Annotated in this window: 20 protein-coding genes; 13 read left to right on the top strand and 7 right to left on the bottom strand. The window is 44.0% G+C overall.

Annotated elements, in window-relative coordinates; all coding sequences use genetic code 11:
- The first annotated feature begins 67 nt into the window (after positions 1-67).
- On the top strand, positions 68-1,297 hold the full coding sequence (gene hmpA, locus QYF49_RS12070; protein WP_290399839.1) for an NO-inducible flavohemoprotein: 1,230 nt from the start codon (positions 68-70) through the stop codon (positions 1,295-1,297).
- Positions 1,298-1,333: 36 nt separating this feature from the next.
- Here the strand turns inward: hmpA and QYF49_RS12065 are convergent, their stop codons facing one another.
- The gene (locus QYF49_RS12065) at positions 1,334-1,471 is read right to left on the bottom strand and encodes a DUF3941 domain-containing protein (protein WP_290399838.1); all 138 of its coding nucleotides are present in this window, start codon (positions 1,469-1,471) and stop codon (positions 1,334-1,336) included.
- A 45-nt stretch (positions 1,472-1,516) separates the two neighbouring features.
- Positions 1,517-2,383 carry a DegV family protein gene (locus QYF49_RS12060; protein WP_290399837.1) on the bottom strand — a complete coding sequence of 289 codons (867 nt, stop codon included), beginning with the start codon at positions 2,381-2,383 and terminating at the stop codon, positions 1,517-1,519.
- Between the two features lie 161 nt (positions 2,384-2,544).
- Between QYF49_RS12060 and QYF49_RS12055 the strand changes: the two genes are divergently transcribed.
- A complete protein-coding gene (locus tag QYF49_RS12055; RefSeq protein WP_290399836.1) occupies positions 2,545-3,396 on the top strand; it encodes a YitT family protein in 852 nt (283 codons plus the stop codon).
- Positions 3,397-3,439: 43 nt separating this feature from the next.
- On the opposite strand, the gene QYF49_RS12050 is transcribed toward QYF49_RS12055, so the two are convergent.
- Both QYF49_RS12050 and QYF49_RS12045 read right to left on the bottom strand, forming a co-directional pair.
- Positions 3,440-3,697, bottom strand: coding sequence for a NifU N-terminal domain-containing protein (locus tag QYF49_RS12050; RefSeq protein ID WP_290399835.1), 258 nt, complete (start codon positions 3,695-3,697; stop codon positions 3,440-3,442).
- An 18-nt stretch (positions 3,698-3,715) separates the two neighbouring features.
- Positions 3,716-4,168: a GNAT family N-acetyltransferase gene (locus tag QYF49_RS12045; RefSeq protein ID WP_290399834.1), complete on the bottom strand. Its 453-nt coding sequence runs from the start codon at positions 4,166-4,168 to the stop codon at positions 3,716-3,718.
- Positions 4,169-4,299: 131 nt separating this feature from the next.
- Between QYF49_RS12045 and QYF49_RS12040 the strand changes: the two genes are divergently transcribed.
- Positions 4,300-4,887, top strand: a complete 588-nt coding sequence (locus QYF49_RS12040; protein WP_290399833.1) for a GDSL-type esterase/lipase family protein — start codon at positions 4,300-4,302, stop codon at positions 4,885-4,887.
- A gap of 39 nt (positions 4,888-4,926) precedes the next feature.
- On the opposite strand, the gene QYF49_RS12035 is transcribed toward QYF49_RS12040, so the two are convergent.
- From QYF49_RS12035 to QYF49_RS12025, 3 genes are all read right to left on the bottom strand, one after another.
- Entirely contained in the window at positions 4,927-5,190 is a 264-nt protein-coding gene (locus QYF49_RS12035) for a DUF3813 domain-containing protein (RefSeq protein ID WP_290399832.1), read from the bottom strand.
- A gap of 4 nt (positions 5,191-5,194) precedes the next feature.
- A complete protein-coding gene (locus tag QYF49_RS12030; protein WP_290399831.1) occupies positions 5,195-5,338 on the bottom strand; it encodes a hypothetical protein in 144 nt (47 codons plus the stop codon).
- 129 nt (positions 5,339-5,467) lie between these two features.
- Complete coding sequence (locus QYF49_RS12025) at positions 5,468-6,286, bottom strand: Cof-type HAD-IIB family hydrolase (protein WP_290399830.1); 819 nt, start codon at positions 6,284-6,286, stop codon at positions 5,468-5,470.
- Positions 6,287-6,422: 136 nt separating this feature from the next.
- On the opposite strand from QYF49_RS12025, the gene QYF49_RS12020 reads away from it, so the two are divergent.
- From QYF49_RS12020 to argD, 10 genes are all read left to right on the top strand, one after another.
- Positions 6,423-6,698 (top strand): hypothetical protein, encoded by a 276-nt coding sequence (locus QYF49_RS12020; RefSeq protein WP_290399829.1) that lies wholly within the window; start codon positions 6,423-6,425, stop codon positions 6,696-6,698.
- A gap of 88 nt (positions 6,699-6,786) precedes the next feature.
- On the top strand, positions 6,787-7,551 hold the full coding sequence (locus tag QYF49_RS12015) for an alpha/beta fold hydrolase (protein ID WP_290399828.1): 765 nt from the start codon (positions 6,787-6,789) through the stop codon (positions 7,549-7,551).
- A 33-nt stretch (positions 7,552-7,584) separates the two neighbouring features.
- Positions 7,585-8,865 carry a molybdopterin molybdotransferase MoeA gene (locus QYF49_RS12010; RefSeq protein ID WP_354005822.1) on the top strand — a complete coding sequence of 427 codons (1,281 nt, stop codon included), beginning with the start codon at positions 7,585-7,587 and terminating at the stop codon, positions 8,863-8,865.
- Positions 8,829-9,356 (top strand): molybdopterin-guanine dinucleotide biosynthesis protein B, encoded by a 528-nt coding sequence (mobB, locus tag QYF49_RS12005; RefSeq protein ID WP_290399826.1) that lies wholly within the window; start codon positions 8,829-8,831, stop codon positions 9,354-9,356. Before QYF49_RS12010 ends, mobB begins: the two co-directional genes overlap by 37 nt.
- Positions 9,353-9,823: a molybdenum cofactor biosynthesis protein MoaE gene (locus QYF49_RS12000; protein WP_290399825.1), complete on the top strand. Its 471-nt coding sequence runs from the start codon at positions 9,353-9,355 to the stop codon at positions 9,821-9,823. The genes mobB and QYF49_RS12000 overlap by 4 nt, the downstream gene beginning before the upstream one ends.
- Complete coding sequence (gene moaD, locus QYF49_RS11995) at positions 9,816-10,052, top strand: molybdopterin converting factor subunit 1 (protein WP_290399824.1); 237 nt, start codon at positions 9,816-9,818, stop codon at positions 10,050-10,052. The genes QYF49_RS12000 and moaD overlap by 8 nt, the downstream gene beginning before the upstream one ends.
- A 268-nt stretch (positions 10,053-10,320) precedes the next feature.
- Positions 10,321-11,358 carry an N-acetyl-gamma-glutamyl-phosphate reductase gene (gene argC, locus QYF49_RS11990; protein ID WP_290399823.1) on the top strand — a complete coding sequence of 346 codons (1,038 nt, stop codon included), beginning with the start codon at positions 10,321-10,323 and terminating at the stop codon, positions 11,356-11,358.
- A 16-nt stretch (positions 11,359-11,374) separates the two neighbouring features.
- Positions 11,375-12,604, top strand: a complete 1,230-nt coding sequence (gene argJ / locus QYF49_RS11985) for a bifunctional glutamate N-acetyltransferase/amino-acid acetyltransferase ArgJ (protein ID WP_290399822.1) — start codon at positions 11,375-11,377, stop codon at positions 12,602-12,604.
- A 12-nt stretch (positions 12,605-12,616) separates the two neighbouring features.
- Positions 12,617-13,366, top strand: a complete 750-nt coding sequence (argB, locus tag QYF49_RS11980) for an acetylglutamate kinase (protein ID WP_290399821.1) — start codon at positions 12,617-12,619, stop codon at positions 13,364-13,366.
- A complete protein-coding gene (gene argD / locus QYF49_RS11975; protein WP_290399820.1) occupies positions 13,363-14,517 on the top strand; it encodes an acetylornithine transaminase in 1,155 nt (384 codons plus the stop codon). The genes argB and argD overlap by 4 nt, the downstream gene beginning before the upstream one ends.
- Positions 14,518-14,558 lie beyond the last annotated feature (41 nt).

The raw sequence follows: 14,558 nt of genomic DNA, 5'->3' as shown, positions 1-14,558 counted from the left end.
CAATGAGGAGCGTTCCGCTTTTTTATAATTAGCGTGTAATCGATACTAAAGCAAAGGGGACTTTGTCATGCTGGACCAAGAGACAATTAAAGTGATTAAATCAACCGTACCCGTTCTTAAAACTCACGGAACGGAGATTACTTCCTGTTTTTATAAAAATTTGTTCACCAAACACCCTGAACTTTTAAATATTTTTAATCATGCGAATCAAAAGAAGGGCCGTCAGCAGACAGCACTGGCCAACGCCGTCTATGCTGCAGCAGCCAATATTGACCAGCTGGAAGCGATCATACCGGCAGTGAAGCAGATTGCCCAGAAGCACAGAAGCTTAGGTGTTCAGCCTGAGCATTATCCGATCGTAGGGGAGCATCTTCTTATCGCGATCAAGGAGGTGCTTGGGGATGCAGCCACCCCAGAGATTATAGAGGCATGGGGTAAAGCATATGGTGTGATTGCTGATGCATTTATCGGGATAGAGAGTGAAATGTATGCTGAATCGGAACAGCAGCAAGGAGGCTGGGAAGGGTTCCGGGACTTTATCGTGGATCGTGTCGAGGCAGAGAGCTCTGTCATTACGTCTTATTACCTGGTGCCAGCAGATCAAAAACCAATCGCTGATTTTAAACCGGGACAATACATCAGTATCAAGTTTAACATCATGGGGGAAGAATACAGTCACATCCGCCAATACAGCTTATCAGATGCATCTGGCAAACCATATTACCGGATCAGTGTTAAGAAAGAGGGGGAGGGAGCACATCCAGGGAAAGTTTCGACATATCTCCATGATCATATCAAACAAGGGGACATTCTCCCAGTCAGTGTTCCAGCAGGGGAGTTTTATCTTGATACAAAAAGAGAGAACCCGGTTGTGCTGCTGAGCGGAGGGGTTGGTTTAACCCCGATGATCAGTATGCTAAATACGCTGTATCAAGCTCCCCATGAAAGGGAAATAACGTTTATTCATGCGGCCATCGACAGCTCACATCACGCGTTTAGAGAACATGTGAAAAAAGCGGCTGAATTGGACCATATTCACAGTTATGTGGTGTATGAAAAGCCATCTGATGCAGACAAAGAACAAGCTGTATTCCATAAAGAGGGGTATATTGACCTGGAGTGGCTTAAGGAGCTCAATCTGGATATTAAAGCTGATTATTATTTTTGCGGGCCGGTGCCTTTTATGAAGGCTATATACAAGTACCTTGGGGAATTAGGAGTCTCCAACAGCCATATTCATTTTGAATTCTTTGGTCCTGCAGCGGAACTTACAGAACCGGAAACTGTACAGTTATAATAAAAAAGCATCCGCATAGGATGCTTTTTTATGTTCTTAAAGATGATCGGCCTCTTTTGAATAAGAATGTTTACCAGCCATTTTATTCTCGTGTTCTGCCTGGTTCTTAAGCTGTCGATCCGCTTGGTGATCGTGTTTCTTTTTATTATCATCTTTCGTGTACTTATGAGTCACGCATCTCGCCTCCTCATGATTTAACATGGGCGTGCGGGATGAAAGTTATGCATCGGAATACGGCTTTGTTAAAAAGAACATGGCAATCGTTCCCGGACCTGCATGTGAGCCTATGGCACACCCGATCATCGAAATCATAATCTGCTCACATCCTGTTTCTGCCCTGATCATTTCTTTAAGTGTATTAGCGGCTTCTTGATCATCCGCATGGCTGATCCCGATAATCTGATTTTCAAAGGAAGTGCCGCGTTCCTTCATCAACTCAATCATCCGGCCAAACACTTTCTTTTTTCCCCGAATCTTTTCGATAGGATAGAGTTTGCCTTCCTTCATATGAAGAACCGGCTTAATTTTCAGCAGGCTTCCCATGACAGCTGCTGTTCGGCTTACCCGTCCGCCCCGCAGTAAATATTCCAGGTCATCTACAGTAAAAATATGCTCAGAATGGCTGAGGTAATATTCCGCAGCTTTGATCACTTGTTCTAGACTCTTTCCTTCTTTCGCAAGCTTCGCTGCTTGATAGACGACAAGTCCAAAGCCCAGTGAAGCACATTTGCTGTCTACAACAGCAATGCTGGCATGAGGAAATTCCTCAAGCACCTCCTGGCGGATCAGCTCAGCTGTCTGAAACGTCCCGCTTAAACCTGAGGAAAGAGTGATGTATACGCAAGGGGTACCAGACTGTGCGCATTTTTGAAAGGCTTCCCTGACAAGAAGAGGAGGAACCTGGGATGTTTTCGGAGCCGCTCCTTCGCGCATCTCGTTATACAGCTGAAGAGGCTGTATGGTTTTCCGGTCATATTCTTCACGGTCATGAATGGTTACCACTAAAGGAAGCATATTAATCTCAAACTCGTCTATGATGTGCTGCGGCAAATCGCAGCCGCTGTCTGTTATGATCTGGACTCCCATATCAATCACCTTCATTTATGTAAGATACTCTAAGTGTATACTTGAGCAATGGCAAAGGCAATAGAATGTTTGAGTTTAAGAACTTGCACCTATTGACTCCCGAAGTTAATTCTGATAAAAAAGTATAGTTGGGAAGCTATGAATCGAAAGGAAATTGAATAATGAATTACACACCCATGCAGGAAATCAAGAAAATTGTTGTGATTATTTTTGGTGCAGCATTGAACGCCGTTGCCCTAAATTTATTCTTAATACCAGCCAAGGTCTATGCGAGCGGGTTTACTGGTGTAGCGCAGCTCGTATCGAATCTGCTCGTCCATTCACCAATCCCAATTTCAACAGGGATGCTGTTGTTCGCACTAAATGTCCCGGTTGCTGTTTTAGGCTGGCTGAAAGTAGGAAAATCCTTTACGATCTACAGCTTTTTTTGCGTTTTTATGATGACATTTTTCCTCGAAATTATCCCTATTGTTGAGATCTCAAAGGATATCCTGCTAAATGCGGTGTTCGGCGGAGTTATTGCGGCGATCGGAGTGGGCTTTACGCTGAAATATGGTGCCTCAACAGGGGGTCTCGATATTGTAGCTATGATTTTATCCCGCAAGCATAATCGCCCGATTGGAACCTATTTCTTGATCTTAAACGGGAGTATCATCCTGGCGGCCGGATTGCTTTTCGGATGGGAAAAAGCACTTTATACACTTGTAGCGTTATATGTGAGTACACGTGTCATCGATGCCATCCATACACGCCATGAAAAGCTGACAGCAATGATAGTTACGAAAAAAGGAAACGAATTGAAAGAGGCCATCCATTCCAGGCTAGTCCGCGGGATCACGATCGTACCGGCAAAAGGAGCTTTTTCAAATGAAAACAAAGAGATGCTGGTCATTGTAGTCACCCGCTATGAACTATATGATCTGGAAAACATCATTAAAGAGGTCGACCCGAGTGCCTTTACCAATATTGTAAACACTACTGGGGTATTCGGCTTGTTCCGTAAAGATGATTAATGAAAAAACGTACCTGCTGAATCATTGCAGGTACGTTTTTTGATTAGAGCGTTTCTAATACTTTTTGAATATGTGGCACAAGTTCGTCCCAATCACTTTCAGGGAATTTATTTACGGTAATGAAATCCTGAAAACCGAAAATCGATTCGACACCTTCAATGGCAAGAAGCGAATTTGCCAGGTCTGAATCAGTTGCCTCTCCTGCCCGTGCGGATAATCTGACTTCCAAAAAGGGCTGGCTCGCTGAAAACTTCAAAGAGTTTGGGTTGGGAGTTGGTTGTATTCCGAATTCTACATCCATTCTTATCATCTCCTGTAATTAGAAATTAAATTGATACCTCTGTGAAACGATATCATGAAAATCAAGGGAATTATACAAATGTTTTGTGACTGAATTGTTGATCCCGGTTTCAAGTTCGATGGACTTAATGCCTTCGCGTTCTGCCCAATGGATCAGATGAAGCAAAATTTTTCTGGCGATCCCTTTGTTTCGCGAATTTTCCCTGACAAAAAGTTCATTCAGCCAAAGGTAGGGCCCGCCGAGCGGCAAGCTGATTCCAAGGTTGTAAAAAGCTATTCCATGAACTTCTCCTGCCTCCTCAGCAATAATGACACCCGAGTTCGAATCTTTCCGGATGGCCAAAGAAATGCCGCTTAACACTTTTTGATAACTGCCATCATCTTCTGACCGCGTTCGCTGCTGAGAGACCAAATCGGCTATTTTTTTCTTTAAATCGTCGGTGGCGTCAGCCGGTACTTCATAGACAAACATTGAAATCCTCCATGCAAATAGGTATTGTAGCTACATTATAACAAAATATTCACGTTGCGACTGTGAGTAAATCAAATTTACGATCGAATAATTATGTTAATGGAACGACAAAAGTGGCAAGGGGGGAGTTCATGAAAACATTGGTCTGCTTCGGTGACAGTATTACATCCAAGGAAAAAAGCGATGATGGTTCACTTAGACTGACGTCGCGCGTTCGTTTATCCCTGCAGAAATGGAATGTTATAAATGCCGGGGTTCCTGCTGAAACGACAAGGGTCGCATTAACCCGTTTCCAGGAAGATGTGCTGCGGCATAACCCTGATCTGGTGACCATCCTTTTTGGTGCGAATGATGCGAGCAGCCACCGCTTGATCGAAGTCGAAGAATATAAGAATAATCTCGAATATATGATAGAAAAGCTGGGCCCATCAAAGGTGATCCTTGTTTCTCCATCTCCCGTCAATGAGCGGTTTCAGCACGCGAGGTCAAATGAGGGCTTAAAACACTATGCGAAAGCGGTAAGAGAACTGGCAAAAAAGTACAATACTCATTTTGTTGATTTGTGGGCAGAGATGATCGGCAAGGATTATTGCCAGATGCTGAACGAAGATGGCCTGCATTTCAATAAAAAGGGGTATAAGCTGTTGGCGGATCTCGTCATCCAAAAAATGGAAAAGCTTACAAAAGCATGTTCTACAAAACCCATTTTACAGCAGTAAAAAAGTACAAAAAAAGGCTGAGAGAAAACTCTCGGCCTTTTACAGTTGATCTTTGGTGCTGTTTTTTGTCTGGTCAAGCTCTTGTTGAAGCTCAGCAAGCTGCTGGCGCTCTGCGTCAGATGAGTCCGCCATGGCAGATGAGATAATGTTTTCCGCTACAGAAATGTCGTCGTTGCTGAAATCATTTTTTTGCTGGCTGATTTGTTCATCCTGGCGCTGCTGCTGAGTGTGCTGCCCTTCTTCATTTTTTCCAACAAGATTGGAAACCGCTTCTTTTGCTCTTTGAAAAATATTGTTACCCATAGCCTTAATTTCCTCCCAGCGTAATTTCTTTTTGAACCTCTTGTTTCGTTTCTTGAATATCTTCATTCAGCTGCTGCTGAACGTCATTATTCCTTGCTTCATCGGCGCCCTGCTGTATGGCTCTTTTTGATTTGCTGTGCTTGCTCATATATGTTCGCCTCCTAACGGGGTTTACTTTAGTTTTTTACACAAGCACGAGTTTTATGTAGAATGGCCACTCTTCCAAAATTTATAAAAAAGCCCGGCAGAAGGTTCTCCTTTTGCCGGGCTTTTGGAATCAACTGTATTTTAATGACAATACATTTTCTAAATAAAGAGCGATGCCCTCTTCTTCGTTCGTTGCTGTAACGCAGTTTGCGATGTTTTTCAGTTCAGATATCGCGTTGCCCATTGCGATGCCATGCCCTGCGTACTCAATCATTTCAAGGTCATTGTCTTCATCTCCGAACGCAATGACCCTTTCTTGAGGAATATTGTAGTATTCAGCGATTTTTTTTAATCCGACGGCCTTGTTTAAACCAGCACGGATGATTTCAATGATGCTCCATGGAGCAGCCCAAACTCGCTGGTCAATCACTTCCGCGTGTTCCTGTTTCAGCTGATCCCGTAATTCAGCCACATGATGGTCCTGGGGGTGAATCAGGATGGAGGTAGGATCCTTTTGGAGCATGTATTGAAGATCTCCAGTCTGAGCAGGATTTTCACCCATCATAAATGTATTAACGATGACTTCATCATCTTTATGCAAATACACATCATCCAATACTTCAGCCATAATATTTTTAACTAGAAAATCTTCAGCAGTTTGAATGACTTTTTTAGCGGTGGAAAGTTCCAAAGGACTATGATATACACCAAATTTTTTATCGTGAGGGTGATGGACAAACGCGCCGTTAAAGTTTACGATCGGTGTCTTTAACCCAAGCTCGTCATAATACATCGTGCTCGCCCGGTATGGACGTCCGGTTGAAATGCAGACAATGTGGCCATCCTCTTTAGCTTGAAGAACGGCTTTTTTGGTTCGGTTGGAAATCGTTTTTTTATCATTCAATAAGGTGCCGTCAAGATCTAGCGCGATTAAATATGGTTTCTTCATTCAGATTCCTGCCTTTTCTACGGTTCTCAAGTTTAGTGTAATGCTTTCCTTAATCACTGTCCAATATAAGGAAGTTTTACCTTTCGTGGTCGAGGGTAATCCTACTACATATCCATGATAAGAAGGAGGAGTTTCCATGAAGAAAAAATATTTGCTGCTATCCGGATTTGCATTGTCCGCTGCTGGGGTAACATCCTACCTCTTACGAAAAGGTTCAAACCGGGTCATGGCTAAAATGATGGTTAATGAGATGAAAGATAAAGTCCTTCCATTCCTTACAAAAGATGATAAACAAGGAAAACTTCCAGTCAATAAAGCGGGTCATCCCGATCCGTTCGATATTAGAGACAATGAAATGGTTTCGGAAGGAAGCATGTATCCCGTTGATTACTACAACGAAAAGAAACAGTAAGGCAAAGACCCGTGCAAACGGGTTTTTTTATCGGCAAATTTCAATTAACTTGTTATGATAGAGAAAACGGTAAGCAAAGGAGAAGGATATGGTAACCATAGAAACACGAACAATCGAAAATATTCCGGTGCTGCATGCCTTTGAAGCAGGGAAAGAGAATGAGAAGCTTCCACTAATGATATTCATCCATGGGTTTACAAGTGCGAAGGAGCACAACCTTCATTTTGCCTATGCCCTAGCAGAAAAAGGCTATCGAGTCGTTCTTCCCGATATGCTCCATCATGGTGAACGAATAACGGACGTTTCCGGAGATAAAAGGATGTACTCCTTCTGGGATATTGTTGTTCAAGGAATAACGGACGTACATACACTGGTTCAGTCTCTTGACCGCGAAGGCTTGATTGACGAGCAGCGGGTAGGGCTTTCGGGCACTTCAATGGGAGCGATAATTACCTTCGGTTCATTGTCTCAATATCCTTATGTTAAGGCTGCTGTAACACTTATGGGAACGCCGAGTTATGAAAATTTCGCCTATTGGCAGATCGAAAAAATAAAACAGCAGGAAGTATCTTTTCCTTTTTCAGAGGAAGCGCTGGCAAAGGTGATCTCCATCATCAAGCCTTTTGATTTAACATCCTGCATGGAGAAGCTTGATAACCGCCCTCTTTTATTATGGCACAGCAAGATTGATGAAGTGGTGCCGTTCAGCCAAAGTTATGATTTTTATCGAAAAGCAAAGGCTGTTTATAAAAATCCTGAGAAGATTCAATATATCGCAGATGAAACTTCAGGCCATAAAGTATCAAGAACAGCCTACCTTGAAACTGTAAAATGGTTTGCTAAATATTTATAAATGATGGAAAAATAAATGAAAGAGGTGAGCATCGTGCCAATTGAAAAACGAGAAATCATTCCTGTCTGGGAAGCGGCAAGCAGAATCCTTGAACAAACCATTACATTGCCGACAGAAACGGTTCCTCTAGAAGAATGTGACAACCGTTATTTAGCCGAGGACATTATAGCCACTCATGATGTGCCTCCCTTTGACCGTTCTCCTTATGACGGTTTTGCCGTTAGAGCTGAGGATACACAGTGTGCATCGAAGCAGGCACCTGTCCTGTTAAAAGTTATCGATTCCATTGGAGCTGGACATGTTTCTGAAAAAACGGTTCAAGAAGGTGAGGCCGTCAGGTTAATGACGGGGGCTGCAATCCCCAAAGGTGCGGATGCGGTCATCATGCTTGAACTTGTAAAGGAGATCGGCAGCGGGAAAATTGAAATAGGAAGAGTTTTTTCCCCCGGTCATAATATTTCAAAACAAGGAGAAGACACGAAACAGGGTACTCCCATTTTGAAAAAAGGGTCAAAAATTCATCCGGGTGCTGTAGCTCTTCTGGCTACTTTCGGCTATGAAAGAGTGCAGGTCATGAAGAAGCCGGTGGTCGGCATCTTGGCGACTGGTACCGAACTGCTCGATGTGGGGCAGGAGCTTGTTCCCGGAAAGATCAGAAACAGCAACGCGTACATGATTGCTTCCCAGATAAAAAAAGCCGGGGGTGAACCCCGTTTGCTCGGGAAGATGCCGGATGATCTGGAGCAAACGTATAATGGTATCATCGCCGCCTTACAACAATGTGATGTGTTGATTACTACTGGGGGGGTTTCAGTAGGAGATTTTGATCATCTGCCGGCGATTTATAAAAAAATGGAAGCTGAATTGCTTTTTAATAAGATTGCGATGAGGCCTGGGAGCGTGACTTCCGCAGCTGTTTATGAAGGGAAGCTTTTATTTGGCCTCTCCGGAAACCCATCAGCCTGCTTTGTTGGCTGTGAGCTGTTCGTGCGGCCGTTTCTTTTAAAAGCGCTGAATGCTGATAAGGTTCATCTCGGCGTTTTAAAAACAGAACTGCAGGAAGATTTTCTAAAGCCCAATCCATTTACAAGGTTTGTCCGGAGCCGGGTGGAGTGGGAAGGCTCCGTACCAGCTGCGGTTCCAGTTGGTTTGGATAAGTCGGGTTCGGTAACCTCATTAGCAGACGCCAATGCACTCATCGTTCTGCCCGGCGGTACCAGAGGCTGGGAAATCGGTTCAGAAGTGACCACACTCCTATTAGATGGGGAAGGCAGTGTATGGCCATGGGATCTGGCAGTAAAGTCCAAGTCATAGGGTACAAAAACAGCGGTAAGACCACGTTGATTACCAATCTGTTGGAGGCGGCAGCAAAGGGTGGAACCAGGACCGGAACGCTTAAGCATCATGGACATGGCGGCCGGGTAGAATTCCGAGATGAAGAAACGGATACTTCGGCCCACCGAACAGCAGGAGCTGTTGTTTCTGGAATAGAAGGAGGAAATGCTTTTCAGCTTTGCCTGAATATGAAGGTAACCTTCACCCAGTTACTGGCTTTTTACGACCCCTTAAATCTTGATCTTCTTCTCATTGAGGGATTTAAAGAACATCAGCTGCCCCGCATCGTCATTCTGAAAGATGATGAAGACGTAAAGCTGATTGAAGACAGCGAGAAGGTCCTTGCGGTCATTGCCTGGCCGCCTGTTTCGAAAGAGCTTATATCAGCCGATCTTCCTTTTTTCAGGATTGGAGAAAAGGATCGGTACATCGAATTTCTGGTGGATTTGTTAAAGGGGATGAATACATGAAATCATTTGAAATCGTCACTGAACCGATTTTGGTACAGGACATAATCGATAAAGTCATCAGAGCCGACGCAGGTGCCATTAATACGTTTATTGGTACGGTGAGAGAAATGACTTTGGGTAAAAGAACAACCTACCTGAAGTATGAAGCCTATGTTCCCATGGCGGAAAAACAGCTTGCGAAAATAGGTGATGAGATATCTGCCCGATGGCCAGGATCAAATACAGCGATTACCCACCGGATCGGCAGCCTTGATATTTCGGAGGTTGCGGTTGTCATTGCGGTTTCAACACCTCACCGCGTAGAATCATTTGACGCCTGCCGCTACGCGATCGAACGCATAAAAGAAATTGTCCCAATCTGGAAAAAAGAGCATTGGGATAATGGAGAGATGTGGGTGGGAGATCAGCTGGAAAAAGTGTCCTATTCAAAAGGCCATCCCGAAAGCGAGGAAGATAAGAATGATTAAAGTGTTGTTGTTTGCGGGAATGCAGGAGCGAGCAGGCACGAACGAACTTGAATTGGATGAAGACCGGCTCCTCATTTCTGAAATAAAAAACGCATTGCAAAAGAAGTATGATTTTCCCCAGATGTTTCAAGGCTGCCTCTCAGCGGTCAACGAAGAATTCGCTGATGATGATACAGAAGTGACATCTGGTGATACGGTCGCTTTTATTCCTCCGGTAAGCGGGGGGTAATCTGCTCTTTTGCACAAGTAAAACATAATAATACGGATTGATTCACATGAATGCCATTTAAGAAGCCCTCTAAACAATAGACGGGCTTTTTGCATTTACTGCATTCTCCTACGAATTCCTTCATGCTTTCCACTCCTTTTCTTTATATTAAACCTATCAAATTGTCCATTCAACTCAGAAAAAATTTAAAATTTATAAATATACAGTTGAATTTATCTTTATACATACATATAATGAAACATACATTAAGGATAACGAGGTGGAAGTATTGAATGTCGGTATAGTAGGAGCAACAGGCTTCGGAGGGCTTGAATTAGTGCGCTTGCTGAAAAATCATCCCCGTATAAAGAAGCTTACGTTGTACTCGTCAAGTAAAAAGGGCGACTCGATTGATAGAATCTATCCTCATCTGAACGGGATTGAGGAAGGAAAGCTGGAAGACATTGATCCGTACAATATTCCAAAGCAAGTTGACTTTTTGTTTTCTTCAGCACCTACGGGAGTATCTGCAAGTTTGCTTCCGCCCATTCTTGAGCAGGGGATGAAGGTGATCGACCTTGCTGGTGACTACCGCTTAAAAGAAAGCGAGACTTATAAACAGTGGTACCAAAAAGAGCCGCCAGATGCAAAATGGGTGGATCGAGCCGTTTACGGACTATCAGAATGGAATACCGATCAAATTGCTCACGCTCAGATGATCGCCAACCCTGGATGCTACCCGACGGCCGCTTTGCTCGGTCTATTGCCGCTCGTTAACAAGAGATTACTTGATGTCAGCACGATTATAATAGATGCCAAATCTGGGGTATCAGGAGCAGGAGCAGTTCCTTCCGTTTCATCACATTTTCCTTTTGCCAATGATAATCTTCAAATCTATAAAGTGAATAAGCATCAGCATATTCCGGAGATCGAACAGATGCTCCACCAGTATTCAGAAACGAACAAGCCGATTACATTCAGTACACACTTGGTACCGATGACAAGGGGAATCATGAGTACGATGTATGCGAAAGTAAAGGACGGCGTCAGTGCGATGGAGATTGAAGAGACGTATACAGAGTATGCGGAACAGCATGAATTTATCAGGCTTTCTCCTGCTCATGGTCTTCCTTCAACAAAACACGTGATGGGGAGCAACTATTGTGACATAGGCTGGTCCTTTGACCCTCGTACACAGCGCATAACGGCTGTTTCGGTGATTGATAATCTCATGAAGGGTGCAGCCGGCCAGGCTGTACATAACTTTAATCTGATGAATGGATTTCCAGAGACTGCCGGTTTGCCGGCAAGTCCGGTTTTTCCATAAAGAAAGGAGAGCCGATGTGGCTTCTATCATTTCATCTCAACTAAAAAAAATAACAGGATCAAACATTACGTTGCCCAAAGGTTTTACCGCTGCAGGTATAAACTGCGGCATTAAATTTAAGAAAAAAGATTTGGGCATAATTTTGAGTGAGAAGCCCGCTTCAGCCGCTGCGGTGTATACAACAAGCAAAATAAAAGCAGCTCCACTGGAGGTCACGAAAGAAAGCATTGAAACAGAAGGATTGCTGCAAGCGGTAATTGTTAATTCTGGGAATGCCAATGCATTTACAGGAGAACAAGGCAGGATGCATGCGTATGCCATGTGCCGCGAAGTAAGTGAACGGTTTGGGCTGCTGGACCATCATGTCGGTGTGGCATCGACAGGAATTATCGGTGAGACAATGCCGATCGAAAAAATATTACAGGGTATCCAGCAATTAACCCCCGCAGCCCAAGTCGACCGTGCGATGGAGTTCAGCCAATCCATTTTAACGACGGATACGAAGACAAAAAATGCCTGTTATTCTTTTAATATCGGTGAATCAGAAGTTATTCTGGCAGGTACAGCGAAAGGATCAGGAATGATTCACCCAAACATGGCGACCATGCTGTCATTTTTAACAACGGATGCTAACATATCATCCGAACACCTGCATCTTGCCTTGAAAAAAGTGACGGATCAAAGTTTTAACTGCATCACCGTGGATGGGGAGACGTCGACCAATGACATGGTACTCATTCTTGCAAACGGATTGGCAGGGCATGAAGAGCTGAGTCCTGAACATCCTGACTGGGGAACGTTTCTTCAGGCACTGACATTAACCTGTACCGAACTTGCGAAGTCCATCGCCAGGGATGGAGAAGGAGCCACAAAGCTGATCGAGGTGACAGTGGAGGGCGCAGCAACCGGCGACGAGGCCAGAGCTGCAGCAAAATCGATCGTTGGCTCACCTCTTGTCAAATCGGCCATCTTTGGGTGTGATCCAAACTGGGGCAGGATAGTCGCTGTTCTTGGATATGCAGGTGTTGAAATATGTCCGGATTCCATTGATCTTTCCATCGGTAATTTTCCGGTTTTAAGACAAAGCAAAATCGAGGACTTTAACCATGACGAAATCTCTGATTATCTGACGGGAAGCGAAATTTCCATAACGGTTAATCTTCATAAAGGAAACGGTAAAGGAAAAGCATGGGGATGCGATCTGACCTATGACTATGTACAAATCAATTCCAGCTATACGACTTGAGGAGGAGACCGGATGGAACAAACGGTAATTATTAAGTGCGGCGGAAGTGTTTTACAAGCGCTTGAACCTTCATTTTTTGAAAGATTAAGAGATATGCAGAAAGATGGTAAACACATCATACTCGTTCATGGCGGCGGTCCCGCTATTACGAAGTACATGAATGTTCTCTCCATTCCTACTGAATTCATTAATGGAGTGAGGCGGACTTCCGTACGTGCGGCCGAAACAGCGGAAATGGTACTTGCCGGCCAGTTGAATCCCTGGTTTGTGTATCAGCTTAATCAGCTGGGGCTTAAAGCGATTGGCATAAACGGAAATGATGGGGCGCTGCTGGAATGTGATTATCTTAAAAAGGAAGAATGGGGCCATGTAGGCAAAATTCTTAAGGTCAACAGAGGAACGTTAACTCAACTGATCAAAGCCGGATTCGTTCCTGTGATTGCCTCGGTTTCCCGGAATCTTTCCGGAGAGATTTTAAACTTAAATGCAGATACTGTAGCTTTTGAAGTGGCATCAGCGATGGAAGCTGAGTCGTTGATATTTGTCACCGATGTCGATGGAATCATGGCAGAAGGAAAGACCGTACAAAAAGCAACGATTGATTCGATCAATGAACTGATTGACGGAGGTATTATTACAGGTGGCATGATCCCGAAGGTACATGCCGCGATAAACTGCCTTAAATCAAAAATTAAAGAAATCCAGATTGTCGGAAAAGAGATGAAGGGTACGTTGATTGTTAAAGAGGAGGTACTATCTTGAGTACATTATTTCCAAACTACAGCCGATGGAGCCTGCAGATTGATAGTGGCAGCGGAAGCAAAGTAGTCGATGACGCAGGTAAGTCTTACCTTGATTTTACGAGTGGAATCGGTGTTTGCAATCTGGGCCATGTTCACCCGGCGGTAACAGCTGCGGTAGAAAAACAATTGAATAAAGTCTGGCATACCTCCAACCTGTTTCAATCTGCTCTGCAAGAGGAAACAGCAAGTCTTTTGGTGGGACCGACTCACCTTAAGAAGGTGTTTTTCTGCAATAGCGGAGCGGAAGCGAATGAAGCAGCGATTAAACTGGCAAGAAAGTTTACGGGTAAATCAAAGATCATAACGTTTGAACAGTCCTTCCACGGAAGAACGTATGGAGCGATGGCGGCAACAGGGCAGGAAAAAATAAAAAAAGGATTCGGCCCGATGCTCGAAGATTTCCATAGTATACCATTTAATGATAGTAACGCATTGGCCAAACATGCTGATCCACAGACCGCCGCGGTTATGCTTGAGGTGGTTCAAGGAGAAGGCGGGGTCATTCCCGGAAGTGAAGCTTTTTTACAAAAGGTTCAGCAGCTTTGCAAGAAAAACAGCATACTCTTGATCATTGATGAAGTGCAGACAGGAATCGGCCGAACCGGTAAACCGTTCGCCTTTCAGCATTATGGATTAGAACCGGATATCGTTACAGCCGCCAAAGGGCTGGGCAATGGTTTTCCAGTAGGTGCGGTCATTGGAACAGAAGAGGTAAGCGAAGCGTTTGGACCAGGAAGCCATGGAACAACCTTCGGAGGCAATCCTCTGGCTATGGCTGCAGCAAAGGCCGTTCTTAAAGAGGTGTTCTCACCCTCATTCTTGGATGAGGTCATTGAAAAAGGTCAATTGTTAAGGGAAGAGTTGAAGAAGGAGCTTCATCCCTACGAGGATATTTTAGAAATTAGAGGGTTAGGGTTAATGGCTGGGATTGAGTGCCGTTATAAGATCGCTCCGCTCATTCAGGAACTCCAGAATGATGGACTGCTGGCACTGCCGGCAGGAGAATATGTTCTCCGTCTTCTTCCGCCGTTAAACATGAGTAAGGAAGAAGTAGCAGAGGGTGTAAAAAAAATCAGCAGAGCTGTAAAAAAACAAAGTATTCTAGTATAAGTATTTTTTTTATAATGAAATGTATAAAAATCCGTAATTAT

The organism is Fictibacillus terranigra (assembly GCF_030412265.1).
Taxonomy (GTDB): domain Bacteria; phylum Bacillota; class Bacilli; order Bacillales; family Fictibacillaceae; genus Fictibacillus_C; species Fictibacillus_C terrinigri.
Note: the sequence above shows the minus strand (reverse complement) of the source record. Positions and strands in the feature narration are given on the sequence as shown.